Source organism: Arthrobacter sp. 135MFCol5.1, from assembly GCF_000374865.1.
Taxonomy (GTDB): Bacteria; Actinomycetota; Actinomycetes; order Actinomycetales; family Micrococcaceae; genus Arthrobacter.
Genome location: NZ_KB895452.1, coordinates 203264 through 222085, shown reverse-complemented (window position 1 = coordinate 222085; position 18822 = coordinate 203264). Strand labels below are relative to the sequence as shown.

General features: G+C 67.2%; 20 protein-coding genes and 1 riboswitch. Of the genes, 5 read left to right on the top strand and 15 right to left on the bottom strand.

All coding sequences use genetic code 11. The features are described 5' to 3' along the window. The first annotated feature begins 11 nt into the window (after positions 1–11). Positions 12–3197 carry an HAD-IA family hydrolase gene (locus tag C563_RS0101025; protein WP_018760176.1) on the top strand — a complete coding sequence of 1062 codons (3186 nt, stop codon included), beginning with the start codon at positions 12–14 and terminating at the stop codon, positions 3195–3197. Further along, the gene (locus C563_RS0101020; protein ID WP_018760175.1) at positions 3194–4219 is read left to right on the top strand and encodes an ATP-dependent 6-phosphofructokinase; all 1026 of its coding nucleotides are present in this window, start codon (positions 3194–3196) and stop codon (positions 4217–4219) included. Before C563_RS0101025 ends, C563_RS0101020 begins: the two co-directional genes overlap by 4 nt. A gap of 35 nt (positions 4220–4254) precedes the next feature. Here the strand turns inward: C563_RS0101020 and C563_RS0101015 are convergent, their stop codons facing one another. From C563_RS0101015 to C563_RS0101005, 3 genes are all read right to left on the bottom strand, one after another. Next, positions 4255–5271 (bottom strand): zinc-dependent alcohol dehydrogenase family protein, encoded by a 1017-nt coding sequence (locus C563_RS0101015; RefSeq protein WP_026264248.1) that lies wholly within the window; start codon positions 5269–5271, stop codon positions 4255–4257. Positions 5272–5293: 22 nt separating this feature from the next. Further along, the gene (locus C563_RS0101010; protein WP_026264247.1) at positions 5294–5764 is read right to left on the bottom strand and encodes a pyridoxamine 5'-phosphate oxidase family protein; all 471 of its coding nucleotides are present in this window, start codon (positions 5762–5764) and stop codon (positions 5294–5296) included. Between the two features lie 77 nt (positions 5765–5841). Continuing rightward, positions 5842–6306: a pyridoxamine 5'-phosphate oxidase family protein gene (locus C563_RS0101005; RefSeq protein WP_018760172.1), complete on the bottom strand. Its 465-nt coding sequence runs from the start codon at positions 6304–6306 to the stop codon at positions 5842–5844. Between the two features lie 214 nt (positions 6307–6520). On the opposite strand from C563_RS0101005, the gene C563_RS0101000 reads away from it, so the two are divergent. Beyond that, entirely contained in the window at positions 6521–7504 is a 984-nt protein-coding gene (locus tag C563_RS0101000) for a S1C family serine protease (RefSeq protein WP_018760171.1), read from the top strand. Between the two features lie 27 nt (positions 7505–7531). Here C563_RS0101000 and C563_RS0100995 read toward each other — a convergent pair whose 3' ends face one another. The 8 genes from C563_RS0100995 to C563_RS0100960 form a co-directional block, all read right to left on the bottom strand. After that, positions 7532–7909, bottom strand: a complete 378-nt coding sequence (locus C563_RS0100995) for a hypothetical protein (RefSeq protein WP_018760170.1) — start codon at positions 7907–7909, stop codon at positions 7532–7534. Between the two features lie 80 nt (positions 7910–7989). Then, entirely contained in the window at positions 7990–8694 is a 705-nt protein-coding gene (locus C563_RS0100990; protein WP_018760169.1) for a metal-dependent transcriptional regulator, read from the bottom strand. Between the two features lie 72 nt (positions 8695–8766). After that, on the bottom strand, positions 8767–9525 hold the full coding sequence (locus tag C563_RS0100985; RefSeq protein ID WP_018760168.1) for a class I SAM-dependent methyltransferase: 759 nt from the start codon (positions 9523–9525) through the stop codon (positions 8767–8769). A 92-nt stretch (positions 9526–9617) separates the two neighbouring features. Further along, complete coding sequence (locus C563_RS0100980) at positions 9618–11036, bottom strand: aminotransferase class V-fold PLP-dependent enzyme (protein WP_018760167.1); 1419 nt, start codon at positions 11034–11036, stop codon at positions 9618–9620. Positions 11037–11073: 37 nt separating this feature from the next. Further along, a riboswitch (SAM riboswitch) is annotated at positions 11074–11187 on the bottom strand. Positions 11188–11328: 141 nt separating this feature from the next. Next, a complete protein-coding gene (gene hisN, locus C563_RS0100975; RefSeq protein WP_018760166.1) occupies positions 11329–12153 on the bottom strand; it encodes a histidinol-phosphatase in 825 nt (274 codons plus the stop codon). Between the two features lie 44 nt (positions 12154–12197). Further along, positions 12198–13313 carry a ribosome small subunit-dependent GTPase A gene (rsgA, locus tag C563_RS0100970; RefSeq protein ID WP_018760165.1) on the bottom strand — a complete coding sequence of 372 codons (1116 nt, stop codon included), beginning with the start codon at positions 13311–13313 and terminating at the stop codon, positions 12198–12200. After that, complete coding sequence (gene aroA, locus C563_RS0100965; RefSeq protein ID WP_018760164.1) at positions 13297–14685, bottom strand: 3-phosphoshikimate 1-carboxyvinyltransferase; 1389 nt, start codon at positions 14683–14685, stop codon at positions 13297–13299. The genes rsgA and aroA overlap by 17 nt, the downstream gene beginning before the upstream one ends. Positions 14686–14691: 6 nt before the next feature. Next, positions 14692–15240, bottom strand: a complete 549-nt coding sequence (locus tag C563_RS0100960; protein WP_018760163.1) for a DoxX family protein — start codon at positions 15238–15240, stop codon at positions 14692–14694. A gap of 276 nt (positions 15241–15516) precedes the next feature. Here C563_RS0100960 and C563_RS0100955 point away from each other — a divergent pair, with 276 nt between their 5' ends. Together C563_RS0100955 and rsrA are read left to right on the top strand one after the other, a co-directional pair. After that, positions 15517–16290 (top strand): sigma-70 family RNA polymerase sigma factor, encoded by a 774-nt coding sequence (locus tag C563_RS0100955; RefSeq protein ID WP_231369809.1) that lies wholly within the window; start codon positions 15517–15519, stop codon positions 16288–16290. Continuing rightward, positions 16287–16547, top strand: coding sequence for a mycothiol system anti-sigma-R factor (rsrA, locus tag C563_RS0100950; RefSeq protein WP_018760161.1), 261 nt, complete (start codon positions 16287–16289; stop codon positions 16545–16547). Before C563_RS0100955 ends, rsrA begins: the two co-directional genes overlap by 4 nt. Before the next feature lie 101 nt (positions 16548–16648). On the opposite strand, the gene C563_RS22975 is transcribed toward rsrA, so the two are convergent. The 4 genes from C563_RS22975 to C563_RS0100935 all read right to left on the bottom strand — a co-directional run bounded on the left by C563_RS22975 (position 16649) and on the right by C563_RS0100935 (position 18812). Further along, a complete protein-coding gene (locus C563_RS22975; protein WP_369299106.1) occupies positions 16649–16723 on the bottom strand; it encodes a 50S ribosomal protein bL37 in 75 nt (24 codons plus the stop codon). Between the two features lie 118 nt (positions 16724–16841). Continuing rightward, positions 16842–17303, bottom strand: coding sequence for a PadR family transcriptional regulator (locus C563_RS0100945; RefSeq protein WP_018760160.1), 462 nt, complete (start codon positions 17301–17303; stop codon positions 16842–16844). Next, positions 17303–18130 carry a hypothetical protein gene (locus C563_RS0100940; RefSeq protein ID WP_018760159.1) on the bottom strand — a complete coding sequence of 276 codons (828 nt, stop codon included), beginning with the start codon at positions 18128–18130 and terminating at the stop codon, positions 17303–17305. Before C563_RS0100940 ends, C563_RS0100945 begins: the two co-directional genes overlap by 1 nt. A gap of 82 nt (positions 18131–18212) precedes the next feature. Then, a complete protein-coding gene (locus C563_RS0100935; protein ID WP_026264245.1) occupies positions 18213–18812 on the bottom strand; it encodes a GDSL-type esterase/lipase family protein in 600 nt (199 codons plus the stop codon). Positions 18813–18822 lie beyond the last annotated feature (10 nt).

Here is an 18822-nt window from a genome sequence, read left to right as displayed (position 1 = left end):
ACGACTGACCTATGATTGGGTCGCCAACCGCCGCTGCCGCCAAGCCCCCTTTTGACGCCGTCATTTTCGACCTGGACGGGGTGGTAACCAACACGGCGCTGGTCCACCAGGCTGCGTGGAAAGATGCCTTCGACCGCATCTTCCAGGACCCGCGGATGCCCGCCGGCGCCAACCGTGCTCCGCTGACCCGGGCGGAGTACCTCTCTTTCATCGATGGCATGCCGCGTGAGGACGGCGTGGTCCGGTTCCTCGCAGCGAGGGGGGTAGAGATCGCCAGGGGAGCCGAGACTGACGAGCCGGGAGCCTGGACCGGGTTTGGCCTGGGCGCTTGGAAGAACGAACTGTTCCACCAGCGGCTGCGCCGGGACGGGGTGCAAAGCTACCCGGGAACGCTGCAATTGCTGCAGCGGCTTGCCGGCGCTGCAGTCCCCACCGCGGTGGTCACCGCCAGCCGGAACGCCGCACTGGTCCTGGAAGCCGCCGGCATCGAGCACCTGTTCACTGTGGTCATGGACGGCGCGACGGCGGCTGGCCTGGGTTTGCGGGGGAAACCGGCACCGGACGTCTTCCTCGCCGCCGCCGTCCAGCTGCGCGTCGCACCGGCACACGCCGTGGTCATAGAGGACTCAGCGGCGGGAGTGGAAGCAGGGCGCCGGGGCGGCTTCGGCCTGGTGGTCGGAATCGACCGCAGCGGCAGCCGCCGCCAATTGGAGGCCGCCGGCGCAAGTACTGTGCTGAACGATGTGGGTGAGCTGGACCTGGGACTGGTCATCGGCAACGCCTGGCACCTCGTGTATGAAGGCATCGACGCCGGCCACGAGGGGCACCGTGAAGCCCTGACCACGTTGGGCAACGGCTACATGGGCGTCCGGGGGGCGGCCCCTGAAGGGAGCCCCTTCAGCTACGCGGGCATGTACCTTGCCGGCGTGTACAACAGGGTTACCGTGAAGGCCGCAGACGAGACGCTGGTCGAGGAGCACATGGTCAATGCGCCGGACTGCCTCCCGCTGGACCTCCGGATCGCCGGGCTGCCGTGGTGGTCGGACGGCGGCCTGGCCGTGGTGCGTGAGCGCCGTGTCCTGGACCTCCGACGGGCCGTGCTGGAAAGGCGCCTGCTGCTCGAAGGCGCGGACCGCCGTCGCATGGAGGTGGTCCAGGTCCGCTTCGTTTCCATGGCCGAACCCCACCTCCTGGCGCTTGAGACCACCATCACCGCCTTGGGGTGGAGCGGCGCCGTGGAAGTTCGCAGCGGCATCAACGCCGGCGTCCGCAACGCGAACCTGCCGGAGCGTGCCCAGGGCTCGGACATCCACCTGGCCGATCTGACGCCGTCGGGCGGCACCGCCGTCGAACTGCCCCTGCACGCTCCATCCGTCGTCGAAGTCCAAACCACCCAAAGCCTCATCCGTATCGCTGCGGCGTACCGTACGCACGTGTCCGTGGCGGCAGAGTCGTTAGGGGAGGGCGGAGAAGGGGCCTTCCACTACAGGACGTTCCAGATTTCCCTCACGCCGGGTATCCCTGTCAGGCTGACCAAGACGGTGGCGGTTGTGACGTCCCGTGACCGGGCCATTTCCTCCCCGGAAACCGGCGCCCGCGCGGTGCTGGAACGCGCCGGCGATTCCTTTCCCCGGCTCTTGGCATCCCACGAGGAAGCATGGCGGAGGGAACTCCGCCCGTTCCTCGTGGAAATCGACGCCCCGGTCCAGGTACGCCTGGTCCTCAACCTGCACATCTTCCACCTGTTGCAGACGCTGACGCGCCACACGGCCGAACTGGATGCCGGTGTCACTGCGCGTGGACTGCACGGCGAGGGCTACCGCGGGCACGTTTTCTGGGATGAATTGTTCGTTCTCCCGGTGCTCACCTCCCGGACCCCGGTGGTGGCCCGCTCCGTCATTGAGTACCGGTGGCGGCGGCTGCCCGCCGCCAGGCACGCTGCCGCCGCGGCCGGCCTGGCAGGGGCGAAGTTCCCGTGGCAGAGCGGCAGCGACGGGACCGAGGAAACCCCGAAGTGGTTGTACAACGAGCGTTCCGGACGGTGGGTCAGGGACTACTCCCATCTTCAGGTGCACTCGGGCCTCGCGGTGGCCTTCAACGCATGGCAGTATTTCCAGGCCACCGGTGACAAGATCTGGCTCCTGCAAAAAGGTGCGGAGCTGGTGATCGAAGTGGCCCGGTTCTTCCAGTCCCTGGCCTCCCTCGACCGGCGCGATGGCAGATATCACCTGCGCGGTGTCGTGGGCCCGGATGAATACCACACGGGATATCCGGGCCGGGCCGGCCCCGGCCTGGATGACAACGCGTACACCAACGTCATGGCGGCGTGGGTGTGCCTGCAGGCGGCGGAAATCCTTCGCTACCTGCACGGAAGCGAGCGTGCCGGGCTGATGGAATCACTCGGCGTTGACGACGAGGAGGCCGCAGGCTGGGAAGCCACGGGCGCTGCCATGTATGTCCCTTTCCACAGCGACGGCGTCATCAGCCAGTTCGAGCGGTACGAGCAGCTCAAGGAACTGGACTGGGAGCACTACCGCGACGCCTATGGCGACATTGAGCGGCTGGACCTGATCCTGGAAGCGGAGGGGGACGGAACCAACGGCTACAAGCTGGCTAAGCAGGCGGACGTTCTGATGCTCCCGTATCTACTGGGACACGAAGGCCTGGTGGGTATCCTCGAGCGGCTGGGCTACGGTTTCACGAGGGAGCAGCTGAACCGGACCATCGAGTACTACCTGTCCAGGACGGCCCATGGCTCCACGCTGAGCCGGGTGGCCCACGCCTCCGTCCTGGCCGGGGTGGATGCCGACCGTGCCTGGGACAGTTTCCGGGAAGCGCTCGACGCCGACCTTGACGACACCCAGCACGGCACCACCCGGGCGGGTATCCATTTGGGGGCCATGGGAGGAACCATCGACGTGGTGCAGCGCAGCTTTGCCGGCCTGCGCTTCAGCGGGGACAGCATCCTGTTCGCCCCCAACCTGCCAACACGGCTGCGTGCCGTGGCCTTCGAGGTCCTCTACCGGGGACACCGGCTGCGGGTCCACCTCAAGGACGGGCAGATGAGCATCGCGTCGGCCCCCGGTGACGCCGGCCCCATCACCGTGCACGTTAATGGCACCGATGTGGTCCTGCCGCCAGGCCAAACCCGGCAGTTCCCGCTACCCGCCCGCACCGCCGGAGGGGCGGCATCGTGAGGCGGCTGGGGATCCTGACCAGCGGCGGCGACTGCCCCGGCGTGAATGCGGTCATCCGTGGAGCGGTGCTGGGCGGCGACGTCGTCCATGGGTACGAGTTCGTAGGATTCCGCGATGGATGGCGGGGCGTCCTGGAGGACGACGTCGTTCCCCTGCCCAGGACGGGTGTCCGCGGGATCGCGCGCCTTGGCGGGACTATCCTGGGGACGTCGCGGACCAATCCGCTGGCCGCGGGCGGCATCGACGCAGTACGTGCCGGCTTCCAGCGCAGCGGGCTGGACGGCCTGATTGCCATCGGGGGAGAAGGCACCCTGGCGGCGGCCCGGGAGCTGTGCGGACAGGGGCTCAACGTCCTGGGTGTCCCAAAAACCATCGATAACGACTTGGGCGCGACGGATTACACTTTTGGTTTCGACACCGCAGTCCAGACTGCCACCGAGGCAATTGACCGGTTGCGGACCACGGGGGAATCACACCACCGGTGCATGATTGCCGAGGTCATGGGCAGGAACGCCGGCTGGATAGCGCTGCACTCAGGCATGGCGTCCGGTGCGCACGCCATCCTGATCCCGGAACATCCCCTCCCGATCGAGCAGATCTCCGCCTGGGTGCTGTCGGCGCGGGACCGTGGCAGGGCTCCGCTGGTGGTGGTGGCTGAAGCTTTCGCGCCGGAGGGGCGGCAGGCACCTTACGCGCCGCGCGGCCTGGACACCTTCGGCCGGCCACGCCTCGGCGGGATCGGGCTGCTGCTTGAGGAACAACTGCAGGAACGGACCGGCATCGAAACCAGGGCCACCGTGCTGGGCCATATCCAGCGCGGCGGCGAGCCCACCGCCTTTGACCGTGTCCTTGCCACCCGGCTTGGCCTGGCTGCCGTTGAATCAGCCGCCGCCGGACGGTGGGGCACGATGGTTTCGCTCCGGGGCACGGACATCGTGAATGTGGGCCTGGATGAGGCCCTGGGCGAACTCAAGAGGGTTCCCGAGGCCCGCTACAGGGAAGCCGCCGTGCTGTTCGGGTAACTCGACCGCCAGAAGGGGCCGGAATAGGGCTGGGCTTAACCAGGCTGCTCCGGGCGGACGCGCAGGACGGCGGACCCGGTGATCCTGTCGGCTGCCAGGTCTTCCAGCGCCTCATCGGCAAAGTCGAAGGGGTATGCGGTTGTTTTCAAGGTCAGCGACAGCCTCGCCGCCAGGGCCAGGAATTCACGGCCGTCCGCCCGGGTATTGGCGGTGACGCTACGCAGCTGGCGCTCGTAGAAAAGCTCCCTGCCATAATTCAGGGACGGAATATCGCTCAGGTGGATGCCCGCGACGGCAAGGGTCCCGCCGCGGTCGAGGGCCGCCAGCGCCACCGGGACAAGATCGCCCACCGGGGCGAAGAGGATGGCCGAATCCAGGGGGACGGGCGGCCGCCCGTAGGCGTCGCCGGCGTACTCCGCCCCCAGTTCCAGTGCCAGTGACCGGGCCTCCTCCGACCGGGTCATGACGAACACGGAGGCGCCCTGCCTGATGGCCAGCTGAGCGGTGATGTGGGCGGAACTGCCAAAGCCATAGATGCCAAGGCGGCCGCCAACCGGCAATGCGGCGCGTTTCAGGGCGCGGTACCCGATGATCCCGGAGCACAGCAACGGTGCGGCCTGCTCGTCGGAAAAGGCCGCCGGGACCGGGTAGGCGAAGTCTTCGGCGATTGCCAGCCGTTCGGCAAATCCTCCGTCCTTGTCCCACCCGGTGAACACTGGCGATGAGCACAGGTTTTCGTCGCCGCGCCGGCAGTAATCGCACCGGCCGCACACGCTGCCGAGCCAGGCGATGCCTACCCTGTCGCCGGCGTGGAACCGTGTGCAGTCCGCGCCCGTTTCGATGACGACGCCGACCGCCTCGTGCCCGGGGACCACGTGCGGATGGCGTGGTGCCAGGTCTCCTTCAGCGAGATGGAGGTCCGTGCGGCACACGCCGCAGACACTGACCTGCACCAGGAGCTCATGCGGCCGCGGCTTCGGCGTGGCCCTGTGCCCCTGGACCAGGGGATGCGTGGATATGGGGCCCGGGGCGCCCACCCACCATGCACGCATGATGCGTCCGGTTCGGTGGCGGCTACTCGAAGCCCGCGCGGGTCGCGTCGTCCAACGGCGTCTGCCACAGCAGCGGTGCGGTCATGGTGAAACGCCGGCCCGTGATGGATTCCGGCGTGATGCGGATGAAATATTCCTTGCCCACGCCCTGCCAAGGGAAGAGCGCCCGCCGGATATTGTCCAAGTCAGGGCCTGTGGGGGTCGTCTCTGCGGCTTTGCCCTTGACCACGACGCTCCATGCCAGGCCGAACTGGGAACTGACTGCATCTGCCTCCAAAGCGACCACAGCGTCCGCCTCAATGGCCTGCTGTTTGGTGCCCCCGCCCGTGCGGAAGACCAGGGTATGGCCGTCCACCTTGTAATTGACCGGAAAGACGTCCGGATGGCCATCCGCGATGACGGCCAGGCGTCCCACCCCGGTCTGCGCGAGAAGCGACCAGCACTCTTCCGCATCGAGGATTTCAGCTGCAGGTACGTTTGGGTTCTCTGTCATAGGGCACAGCGTAGGGAAGTCCACCGCCCCCGGAAAGGGCACAAAGGCCCGGCCTTGGGCGGACGCATGTGCTGCGGCTAGAGCCAATCGGCGGCGAAGTCCACAGGCGGCCACCACCGGGTGGGCGGCGTGACCGCGAACCGGCGGCCGGTGAGTTCGGTGGGGGAGATGGCGATCAGGTGGTCCTTGATCCCGGCCTCCCATGGTTCACGGTCGGCGTCGATGGCCGGCAGGCTCATGCGCGTTTCGTCGAACGGTTCCGGCCTGCCCTTTGCAACCACGCTCCACACCTCCGTGGCGTATGGATTGAGTCCATCAACCTCCAGCGCTGCCACCGCCCCGCGCAGCAAGGCACGAAGCTTGGTTCCCGGCGCCGTCCGGAAGAACAGTGTGTCGCCGGAGACAGAGAAATTCACCGGAAAGATTTCCGGAATCTCGCCGTTGATGACCGCCAGCCGGCCGATATAGGAAGACCTCAGGTACTGCCAGCACGCATCAGCGTCCAAAATTTCCGTGGGAGAGCCCGCCGGGGAACCAGTCATGCTACCGATCCTAAAGCCTGGGCAGCGCCAGCGCACCGGTGGGAAGGGGAATGCCGGACGCCGCGGTGCTGTTCACCGACGGCGTAGCAGCACCGGGACTGGAATCTGCCACTGCGTCGTTGACTAGCGTAAGGATCCCGATGGAAACCTGCCACGGCCGGCAACGGACCGGGGACCGCACCGGGTGAACCGGCACGAGGGCTGGAGGTGCCCCATGGAGCAGGCGCGGAAAATCATGCCGCCGGATGACGACGACATCCTGGACTCGTACTCGCAGACGGTCATGCGGGTGGCGGCGACGGTTACGCCGCACGTGGCGGCAATCGAGATGACCGCTAACCGGAGGAACAGCAGGGTCAGGGTGGGCGCCGGCTCGGCAGTGCTCTTCACCGAGGACGGATACCTCCTCACCAACTCACACGTCGTGGCAGGCACCCGGCACGGATTTGCGGTCTTCGGCGACGGCAGCAGGATGGAACTGGAACTGGTGGGAGCCGACCCCCTGTCTGATCTTGCAGTGGTCCACGGTTCGCGGCCCAAGGTGCCGCCGGCTGAATTCGGCGCGGCTGAAAGTCTGCGCGTGGGCCAGCTTGTGGTGGCCGTCGGAAACCCACTGGGACTCGCGGGATCAGTCACCGCGGGCGTGGTCAGTGGTTTGGGCCGGGCCATTCCGGTCTGGGCCGGGGGTAACCGGAGGGTGATCGAGGACGTTATCCAGACGGACGCCGCACTGAACCCCGGTAACTCCGGTGGAGCGCTGGCAGACACGCACTCCAGGATCGTCGGCATCAACACGGCAGTGGCGGGCGCCGGCCTGGGGCTCGCCATACCGATCAACGCCACCACCCGCAGGATCATCGCCGCGCTGCTGTCGGACGGCAGGGTACGCCGTGCCTACCTTGGCCTTGTCAGCACACCGATCCAGCTCAACCCCAGCGCTGTGATCCGCAGCGGGCTCCGCGAAGGGCTGCGCGTCGTGGAGGTGCTGCCCGGTTCTCCGGCGGACAAGGCAGGGCTGGCGGCTGGGGACATCCTGCTGACGGCGGGAGGCCGTCCCGTCAGCAACGCCGAAAGCCTGCAGCGGCTCCTGTTTTCCGATGCCATCGGCGAGCCGCTTGACCTGAAGGTCCTGCGGGACGGCACCGAAGTGCACCTCACCGCCGTTCCGGAGGAAATGACGGGCAACGGGACGCCGTAGGCTCCGGGGGCGGTGCGTCCGGAAGCGCTATGCCCCCGCTGCCGGCGCTTCCACGTCCGCGATGCCTGTGAAACGCGTCCCGACGCCGTCGTACTCGCCACGGACGCAACCGGGCTGTACCGGTGGGATCTCTTCCGGTGCGTGGTGCCCGCACACCACATAGGTGAATTCCGGCCACCACTTCTTTGGGCGGGCCGCTTCCTCGTACCCGCACACGGCGCACTCGAGATGGACCCACACGGGCCGCTTGCCTGTCCGGTTGGCCCGTGACTGCACCAGCCACGGGGGAGGATTGTCCAGGATGCCGCGGAGCTCAGCTTCGGGCATCCATTTCGGCAGGCCATGGCGCTGCGCCATTTCGAGGGGTACGTCCAGGGCTATTGCGGCGTCACGTCTGCTGATCATCACCATCCACCATACGGGAGCCCGCCAAATCGGGACGCTGCCCCGGAGCCCCTCAGCCGGCTGTCCCGGCAATCCGCTGGTCAGGACAGATCAAGGCTGCAGCCGGGATGCGGGGCGTCGCTGGAAACCCACAACGCCGTGGCGATCTCATCGGCGAGGTCGTATTCCCGGGCACCGCCGATCCGCACCACCAGCGCGCCGCCAAACGGCCGCCGCCCCAGCACTTCCACGCGGGCGTCAAGCTCGATGTCCTGCGAGGCAAGGTAACGGAGCAACTCAGGGTTGTCGTCGCTGATCCGGGTGATCCTGCCGGCGTGGCCTTCGTCCAGTTCGGCGAGGAGGTGGGCGCGCGGCATCAGCACCTGGCCGTCCGCCGTGGGAATGGGATCGCCGTGCGGATCCCGGCTGGGGTCCCCGAGCTTGGCGGCAACGCGCTCGATGAAGGTGTCCGACACCGCATGCTCCAGCTGTTCGGCTTCATCGTGCACTTCATCCCAGCTGTAGCCCAGGCGCTCCACGAGATAGGTTTCGATCAGCCGGTGGCGCCGCACCATGGCCAGCGCGAGCCGCAGTCCCGCCTCGGTCAGGGTCACGGCGCTGTACGGTTTGTGGTCCACCAGGCCCTGGTCCTTGAGCTTGCGGACCATCTCCGATACTGACGAGTTCGCAACCCCGAGCCGCTGCGCCAGTTGGGAGGACGTGATGGGCTTGTCCTGCCATTCAGTGAATGAATAGATGACCTTGACGTAGTCCTCGATGGAGGAGGATGGCGCGCTGGTCTTCACAGGCTCAAGCCTACCGGGTTCCCTGCCGTGGCCGGGTCCGCGGGGCCTGCGGCGTCGGGCAAACCCATCCCGTTACGCCTTCACGGCGCGCCACGCCAAGGTGAGGTAGGGAAGATCGAGTTCTTGGTCGGGCGGGTAGGCCAGATGGTCGTGGAGGTACCAGTCCAGGTTCGCCAGGACCTTGGCCCTGGTTGACTCGCCGGCGCGCAGGTAATAGCTCCGGGACTTGGTGAGTTCCATCAGGTCCGTGGTGGTCACCTTGTCCTGCCAGTGCGTGACATGCCCTTCGAGCCCGGTGAATTCGGGCCCCACCACCGGCTTGTGGCCCGGGCGGTACACATCGCCGGCGTGCATGATCCTGGAGAGCCTGTGCACCCACGGCACCGAGGTATCCAGTTGGTTCCAGATGAGTCCCAGCGTTCCGTGCGGGCGCAGGACGCGGGCAAGTTCGGTGCTCGCCGGCAGCGCGTCGCACCAGTGCCAGGCCTGCGCCACGGTGACGACGTCGAAGGAGGCTTCGGCCAGCCCCGTCGCCTCCGCGGTCCCCGCCACGGCCGTGGCAGCAGGGCAGTGTGCCGCGAGTTGGGCGAGCATGTCCGTGGAAGGGTCGACGGCGGTTACCTCCAGGCCAAGCTCCAGCAGCAGGGCCGTAAACTTCCCGGTACCGGCCCCGACATCGAGTGCGTCACGGGCCTGCGCCGGGACCAGCCACCGGGCTGACTCCGCGGGGTAGCCCGGCCTGACGCGCTGGTAGTGCCGTCCGCCGTCGCGGAAACTGCCGCCAAGTTCCCGCCGGCGCCCGTGATCAAGCTTGGGGCCACCCCGAACCACGCGTGGACTCCTTCAATTCCGACTATTGATGCCCCTCGAATTTACCGCACCCCCTTTGGACATGTGCTGGGGGAGCAGGAGCGGGAGGTGCCCTAGTCGTCGATACAGGGGGCCGCACCGGCCGTGCCCGGGGTGTTGGGTGCCCAGTGCGGGTAGGTGCGGGAGTCGTTGGCGGGCACCCAACGGCCTGCGTCAACCACGTAGTCCCAGCCCAGCCCGTTGCTGCGCAGTGCGCGGATGCCGGCAAGAAGGCGTTCGGCATCCTCCAGCCGGGATCCGACGCCGAAGCTCGCCCGGAGTGATCCGTTGGGCAGGCCCAGGCGTTTCAGCAGTGGGTGGGCGCAGAAGCGTCCGTCCCGCAGGCCCACGCCGTGCTCCGCCGAGAGGTAGGCGGCCACCAGCCCGGCGTCGTAGCCTGCAACCGAGAAATTGACCACGCCGATGGTGTCCGTTTCCGGATTGGTGTCCTTGAAGATCTGGTGGACGGTGACGCCGTCGATGCCCTGGAGGCCCTCCACCAGGAAGGAGCGGATGGCGGACTCGTGGGCGTGCCAGCGTTCCTGGTCCAGTTCCGCGATCACCTGGGTGGCGCGGGCCAGCGTGGCGGCTCCCAGGACGTTGGGCGATCCCCCCTCATGGCGGGCCGGGCCGGTGGCCCAGCTGACGCCGTCGAGCCTTGCTTCCTTGACGGCACCGCCCCCGGCCAGGTGCGGGACACCGGCGTCCAGCCAGTCAGCACGTCCCACCAGGACGCCTGCGCCGAAGGGCGCGTAGAGCTTGTGCCCGGAGAACGCAAGGTAGTCGACGTCGTCCGTGCTGATGTCCACCCGGCGATGCGGCGCAAGCTGGGCGGCGTCCACCACGATCCGTGCGCCGTACTGGTGCGCCAGCGCGGCCAAGGCCCGGATGGGGAGGATCTCGCCGGTGACGTTGGAAGCGCCGGTGACGGCCAGCAGGCTGACCCCGCCCTGCTCAAGTTCGGTGCGGACTGCCTCCAAAGTGCCGCTGATGGTGTCCGCGGCGACAATGCTGCGGTGCGGGACGCCCTGCCAGGGCAGGAGGTTGGCGTGGTGTTCGATGTCCAGGTAAAGGACGTCTCCGGCGGGGCGGCCGTCCGCCAGCGGCAGGCAGCCGGCCAGCAGGTTCAGGGAGTCGGTGGTGTTGCGGGTGAAGATGACCGAATCGCCGGGGCGCCCTCCCACGAAGTCGCGGACAATGTTGCGTGCGTTTTCGTACACTGAGGTGCTGATCTGGGATGCGTAGCCGGCGCCCCGGTGGACACTCGCGTAGTACGGGAGGATCTCGTTCAGGTACGCGGACACCACTGACAGCGCCGGTGCGGAGGCGCCGTAGTCGAGGTTTGCGTAGCGGACGTGGCCGCCGGAGATCAGCGGCGCCTGGATCTCGGCGCCGGTGACCGCGGCGAGGGGCCGGCCGGCGACGGCCTGTCGCGGATCCGCCGCGGCGGCGTTGGCGGTGGCGGAAAGGGGGGAGACGGTGGCAGTTGTCACAGAGACCTCACTTGGATACAGGACTCCGGCACAGTGGAATCCGCGCTTGCCGTATCCGCTCCGGACCGGCCTGGTCGTCACCCGGGGCACCCCACCGCGAATGGAGGGTTGCCGGCCAGCAAACCGGGGTTTTGCGCTGGCACTCGTGACCTGGATAAAAGCGTAGAACATGGAATGGGCAGGACTAAAGCCGCGGCAATTGTTAAGGCTTTTGTTACGCCCTGCCGAAGAAACGGCCGCGAACGCCCCCTCAAGGAGGCGTCCGGCGTCGTATTGTTCGAATATTGTGCCGCTAGGGCGACTGCTGGAGCAGGTCGTCGAGGTCCGGGTTCAGCCGGTGCAGCACCTCTGAATGCAGGATCGAGTTCGTGGCCAGGGCATTGCCGCCGAACGGGCCATCCTCGCCTTCGAGGGACGTGAAGCGGCCGCCGGCCTCCACCACGATCGGTACCAGGGCAGCCATGTCGTACAGGTTCAGTTCGGGTTCGCAGGCGATATCCACCGAGCCTTCCGCCACCATGCAGTAGGACCAGAAGTCCCCGTACGCCCGGGTCCGCCACACGTCTTCCGTCAGGCCGAGGAAGTCGTCAAGGTTTCCGCGTTCCTTCCAGCCGCCCAGGCTGGAATAGGAGAGGGAGGCGTCGGCCAGGTTTGAGACGTTGGAAACCCGAAGCCGGGTGGCGGCGGCCAGGGACCTGCCCATGTACGCGCCCATGCCTTTGGCAGCCCACCAGCGCTTGCCCAGTGCCGGAGCGCTGACGACGCCCACCACCGGCTCGCCCTCGTCCACCAGGGCGATCAGCGTGGCCCAGACCGGGACGCCGCGGACGAAGTTCTTGGTCCCGTCGATGGGATCGATGATCCAGCGCCGCGAGCCGTGGCCGGTGCTGCCGAATTCCTCACCCAGAACGGCATCGCGGGGCCGGGAGCGGGAGAGTTGGCCTCGGATGGCCTCCTCGGCCGCCTTGTCGGCGTCGGTGACCGGCGTCAGGTCCGGCTTGGTCTCGACGTGGAGGTCCAGGGCCTTGAACCGGCTCATCGTCTGGTCGTCCACGGAGTCGGCCAGGACGTGGGCCAGGCGCAGGTCATCGTTGTAACTCGAAGCGGGTTGGATCATGGTTCCAAACTACCGTCTGCGGGCGTTTCTGCCGGGAGAACGCGTCAGTTGACGCTGCCAAGCTCCTTCGTTTCCTGTGCTTCCATCCTTGGATCGGCGCCGAGCAGCCGCCGCAGGGACGCCAGGCGGGCGGCGCCGGTAGGGCCGGCGTGTCCGCCGTCCACCCACTCGTCCAGCCCGCAGTTGACCGCCGTTGCCGTGTGCTTGCAGCCCCGCTCGCAGTTTTCGACGCCCGGGGAGAGATCCGGGAACGAGCGCAGGATCCTGTCCGGGTCCACGTGCGCCAGGCCAAAGGACCGGATCCCCGGGGTGTCGATGATCCAGCTGCCGGGCGGCGCGTCCGCGAGCCGAAGTGCCAGTGCCGACGACGACGTGTGCCGGCCGCGCCCGGTGACGGCGTTGACGCCGCCGGTGGCGCGCTCGGCGCCCGTGAGTGCGTTCACCATAGTGGATTTGCCCACCCCGGAATGCCCCAGCATCACGGTGACGGTGCCGTCGAGGTGTGCGCGGAGGGCGGCCACCGCAGCGCTGTCCAGCCGGGCGGAGAGGCCGTCGTCGGACCGCGCGTCGATCCCGGAGGCCTGTGCGTCGGCGGTCTTGCTGATGATGACGGGGAAGTCCAGGTGCGTGTAATTGGAGAGGAGCTCGGCGGGATCCTTGACGTCGGCCTTGGTCACCAGCAGGATCGGCGCGATCCCGGCGTCGTAGGCCGCCACCAGGGCGCGGTCAATGAAGCCTGTGCGGGGCTCGGGGTTGGCGGCCGCCACGACGATGACCAGCTGGTCCGCGTTGGCCACCACGGCGCGCTCCACGGGGTCGGTATCGTCGGCACTGCGGCGAAGCAGGGTGCGGCGGTCCTGAATTCTCACCAGCCGGGCCAGCGTGTCCGGGGCTCCGGAGACATCCCCCACCAGGGAGACGAAGTCGCCGGCCACCACGGGATTGCGGCGAAGCTCGCGGGCCCGCGCAGCGATGACCACCCGCTCATTGTCCGAGTCCTCACCCACCACCGCGGTGTACCGCCCACGGTCCACCGTGATGATCCGGCCGGTTACGGCGTCATCGTGGCTGGGGCGGTCTTTGGTGCGTGGCCTGGAGCCTTTCTTGCTCGGGCGGATCCTGACGTCCGATTCGTCCCAGGAATCAGTGCTCCGCGCCACTGCCGCGCCCTTCCGGTCCGGCAGCGGACGTGCCCTCCTGGGCCAGCATGCCTGCCCACAGCTGTGGGAAGTCGGGCATGGTCTTGGCTGTGGTGGCAATATCCTCCACCTGGACGCCCGGTACCGCCAGTCCCAGGATCGCCCCGGCCGTGGCCATCCGGTGGTCCGCGTAGCTGTGCACGACGCCGGCGTGCAGCCGGGCGGGGCGGATGAGCAGTCCGTCCGGAGTTTCCTCGGCGTCTCCGCCGAGCCGGTTGATCTCTGCCACCAGGGCAGCCAGCCTGTCGGTTTCGTGTCCTCGCAGGTGCGCGATCCCGGTGAGCCGGGATGGCTCCGAGGCCAAGGCGCACAGCGCGGCGACGGTGGGGGCGAGTTCGCTGGTGTCCGCGAAGTCCCCACCCTTGATTTCCGGACCGCCGGTGACGGTCAGGACGCCGCTGTCCAACGTGACCGTGGCACCCATGCTGGTGAGGATGTTGCGCCACAGGTCGCCCACCTGCTGGGTCTCCGCCGGCCAGTTGGGGATCCGGACCGTTCCCCGAGAGGCGAGGGCCGCCGCCAGGAACGGGCCCGCGTTGGAAAGGTCCTGTTCGATCCGCTGGTCGAAGGCACGGATCGGTCCGGGCGCCACCACCCAGTGGTTGGGCACGGAATCGTCCACGGACACGCCTGCGCCGCGAAGGACCGAGACCGTCATGTTGATGTGGTCCAAGCTTGGTACCGGTTTGCCCACGTGCTCAAGATGCAGGCCGTCGTCGAACCGTGCCCCCACGAGCAGGAGCGCGGAGACAAACTGGGACGAAGCGCTGGCATCAATCACCAGGTGGCCGCCGCGGACGGAGCCCTTGCCCGCCACGGCGAACGGGAGGGACGACGGGGCGTTGCCGTCTTCGGCTGAGACAGCCACACCCAGGGCCTTGAGGGCCTCGATGATGGTCCCCATGGGGCGCTTGCGTGCGTGCGGGTCGCCGTCGAACACGCTTACCCCGTTGCGGAGCGCAGCGAGCGGCGGAACGAACCGCATCACCGTACCGGCCAGCCCGCAGTCGATCCGGGCCTCCGTCACGGGCGCGGACGCAGGCAACGGAACCACTTCGAGGTCGGGACCAAAGGTTCCGTCGCCTGGGACCTCCGTGATCGTGGCGCCAAGCTGCCGCAGCGCATCGATCATCAGCACGGAATCCCTGGAATGCAGGGGCGCCCGCAACCGGGACGGCCCATCCGCCAATGCCGCCAGAACGAGGTACCTGTTGGTCAGGGACTTCGAGCCAGGCACCGTAACGGTGGCGTTGACGGGCCGGGAAGCGAAAGGGGCGTCCCAGTGCTGGACAGGTGTTCCGGAAGCGTCCCGGGCGGCAGTTGCTGCGGTCATTCGTGCTTAGGCTCCCGTGGCGTGGTCGACGGCGCGGCGGACAGCCTTGTCCGCCTTGTGCAGCTTCTTGTTCGTGGTCTTGCGAGCGTCGGCGGCCAGGTGCGAGGCGTTCCGCCGGGCACCTGCGGCAAGGTGCTCGGCGCGCCAGGCCAGTCCCGGCTTTCCTGCGGTGTCCACCGAGGCGAGCAGCGCACCGCCGCTGAGGGACAGGTTCTTGAGCAGCTGGTTCCGGCGGGTCTCGCGCCCTTCCTTGCTGCTGATGTCCGCGCTGCGCCACTCAACGAACGTGTTGAGCAGGGAAACCACCGTCAGCAGCGACGCGGAGAGCCTGGAGAACTTTCCAAGGCCGAACAGGACGCCGGCGCCCACCTGGGTACCGCCGATAACACGCGCGAGGGTCTTCTCGCTGGCCTGGAACGGAAGCGAGGCCGCGGCCTTGCGGAGCAGGGGTGAGAGTTGCTGCGCAGTGTCGTCGGAGTTCTTGAGCTTATCCAGTCCGGCAATGACAAAACTGGAGGCGAGCATGGGCCGTGCGAGCGTGCGGACAAAGGACATGGATTTCCTCCTGGATGGACGAACCGCGGAACGCGGCGGAGTCGGTCCTAGTCTTGCACTTTTGGGGAATATTTGCCTGCGGGAAGGGGTTATGGTTGACGGGTCACCGACATGCGGCCCGATGATCATTCACCCGATACAGAGCGGAGTTGGCCCTTGGGGAAGGTGTTGGACGGAACGAGGCCCGCGGGTCCGGTGGCAGTGGAAGCACTGGCTGCCGATCCCTTGGAGTACGGCACGCCCCGGGCAGGGCGCCTGACAGTAGACTTGAAGGCAATGAGCACCCTGGATCCGGCCGTCGCGGCCATGTATGAGGCTTCACCTGGCGCAGCGAACGGCTCGGCACCGGCCCCGCCGGCTTCTGCCGCACCGGCGGGGGAGGTTGGTCCGGCCGCAGGGCCGGACACCGAGGACGCCGCCCTGGACGTTGCGGCGGAGACCGTTGAGGACCGCCGTCTGCGCTTCGAGCGGGACGCCATGCAGTACGTCGACCAGCTGTACTCGGCGGCGATGCGCATGGCACGGAACCCCTCAGATGCCGAGGACCTGGTCCAGGAGGCCTACACCAAGGCATTTTCGGCGTTCCACCAATACAAGCCGGGCACGAACCTCAAAGCGTGGCTGTACCGGATCCTGACCAACACCTACATCAACCTCTACCGCAAGAGGCAGCGCGAGCCGCTTCAGTCCAATTCGGACACGATCGAGGATTGGCAGCTTGCCCGCGCGGAGTCCCATACTTCAAGCGGACTTCGGTCGGCCGAGGCCGAGGCGTTGGACCACCTCCCGGATTCAGACGTCAAGCGGGCGCTCCAGGACATTCCGGAGGAATTCCGGCTGGCAGTGTACTTCGCCGACGTCGAGGGCTACGCCTACAAGGAAATCTCAGACATCATGAACACGCCCATCGGCACCGTGATGTCCCGGCTCCACCGCGGCCGGAGAATGTTGCGGGACATGCTCGCGGAATACGCCGCCGAGCGCGGATTCAAAACGGCCGCAGATGCATCGGAAGCGGCAGGAAGCAAACCACAGGAGAACAGGAAATGAGCGACTGCCAGGGATTGGGCGATTGCGACGACACCCGGATGCAACGCATCTACGAGTACCTTGATGGGGCGTTGACCCGCGAGGACCTTACCGAAATCAAGAACCACCTTGACGACTGCCCCGAGTGCGCGCAGCAGTATGACCTTGAGTGCGTGATCCGCAACATGGTCAAGCGCTCCTGCACAGAGTCCGCTCCGGACAACCTGAAGAACGCCATCCTGGACCGTATCCACGCCATCCGGCCGGTGGAGGCGTAGGAACGCCCCACGCCGGCGGACAATGGCCGCAGACAGCAAAGGACCCCGAAAGCCGAATGGCTTCGGGGTCCTTTGCTTGAACCGTAGTCCCTGGCATTTGCCTAGGTGTTGGGGCGCTTCCCGTGGTTCGCGCCGCCACGCTTACGGTCACGACGCTTGCGTGCACGCTTGCTCATAGCTGGCCTCCTTACTGTTGGTACTCAAAAGAGCTGCCCTCCAGTCTCCCACATGATGTGGCGGCCCGCGAACCGGAGCGGGCCGGTGACCTGCGGCGGTGCCGCTGGTTGCCTGCGCCTACCCGTGGAGCGCAGCGCCGATTGCGGCGCGGGCATCTTCCAGGACAAGCCGGACATGATCCAGTGCCACCGCGTTGAGGGGCGCGGGCGGGCCCTGGCGTTGCAGGTCGGCGCGGATGCCATCCCGAAATTGTTGCAGCATCCGGTCTATGGCGAGCTGCTGTACGGAGGCGGTGATCCCGCGTTCCACTGCTGCCAGGTCCACCTGGCGGTGGTTCAGCTCGGCAAGGCCTTCTGCCGTGATGCGGTACGTCGTGCGTCGTCCGGACGGCTCAGTGGCCACCAGGCCGTCCGCTTGAAGCTTGCCCAGCCGTGGATAGATCGTTCCCGCGCTGGGGGAGTAGGCGCCGCCAAAGCGGTCCTTGAGGGCCTTGATGAGCTCGTACCCGTGCTTGGGACCGCCTTCGAGCAATGAAAGCAGGTACAAGCGCAACGCACCGTGTGCGAAGACGGCAGGCATCAGCCGTGCGCTTCCCCGCTGCCGGGTTTCGGGGCGTGGACAATGGACGTCCGGCCGGACACCGAGTTGGTCCTGACCAGCATGAGCTGTTCATCCGGGCCGGCAATCGTTTCCACTCTTCCGTTGGCCAGGAAGCACTGCTGGCCGTCAAGGACCACCGCCCCGCCGGCCGACTTGGCCACGATATCGACGCCGACATCGTGCGGAAGTTGAATGGTCAGGTCCCCGGAGACGGAGTTGGAGCCGAAATCATGGGTAAAGCCAAGCAGTTCGAAAGCGAGGTGGCCGCTGACGGTGTTCGTGCGTACGTTGGTGAAGTGCCCGTCCGCGGTGACTGCCCCGGAGACGGTCTTGACCGTGAGGACGCCACGGTGGTTCCTGACGGCGGCCGTGCCGCTCACGGTGTTGACCTGCAGCTCACCGGAGGTGCCGTCGGCGACGACGGAGCCTGACACGGTGTTGAGGCGGACGTGGGCGGCGACGCCGGAGACCAGTCCTTCGCCACTGACGGTGCCGGCCTCCACCTCGACGCCGGGTGGAACGGAAATGCTGATCACGGCCGAGTTGTCGCTGGTGTGGTTGACGGACTCCATCAAATTCTTGAACCATCCCTGCGGACCATTCAGTTGATGCCGGACTTCCACCCTGCCGCCGCTTGCTGATACCGCCACGGGGTCGCCGTGGACTTCCGAGATCTCAACCCGGACATCCGGCCCGGCATGGGCCGCCACGGTGAACTTGCCGCGCACCATGCCCAGCTTCAGGGCGGTGGCGTCCCCGATTTCAATGGTTTGCGGGCCTTGCACAGTCCAGTTTCCGTCAGCCATGGTCCCCTCCAGAGGCGATATATCGCGTTGGGCTTCAACCTAGCCGCGCCGGCTTGCGCCGGTCAAGGCGTCCTGTCAGGGCCTACTGTGGCGCGTCCACGCCAAGCCATTGGAACCAGCCGCGGTGGAGCACCAGCCAGGCCATGAGGCCATAGCCTGCCTGGCCCGGCGTCCCCCCGTTCGCAGCCAGGTCCTGGCGCCACTGTTCATGGTTCAGCAGGGGCGAGAAGGTATCGACGTACAGATGCTTACGCCGGGTGGTGACGTCGGCGAAGGCGGTGTTCAGCTCATCCAGCCTCCGGTTTTGGGTCGGATCGAGCGTGGGCGGTGGTCCAACGACGAACACCTCGATGCGGTTCTGCGACGCCGAGTCCAGGATGTTGGCAAGGTTCAGCCTGCTCCGCGCGGTGGAAAGGCCGAATTCGATGTCGCGCCCGGACAGGCCGATGACCAGCCTGTTCTCGGCCTGGTCGCTGAAGCGCCGGCCGGCTTCGTCCAGCCACCGGGCTGCAAGCCCTTCGGTACCTTCCTGCGGACAGGGGAGGGCATAGCTTTCCAGCAGCATGCCGTCCTGGGGAGTGCGGGCCAGGACGCGGCCGAGCCAGCCCAGCGCCCGGGGATCGCCCAGTCCGGCCAGCAGTTCGTCTCCTACAGCTGCGATCCGCAGCTTCCTGTCTTCCACGCGTTCCTCT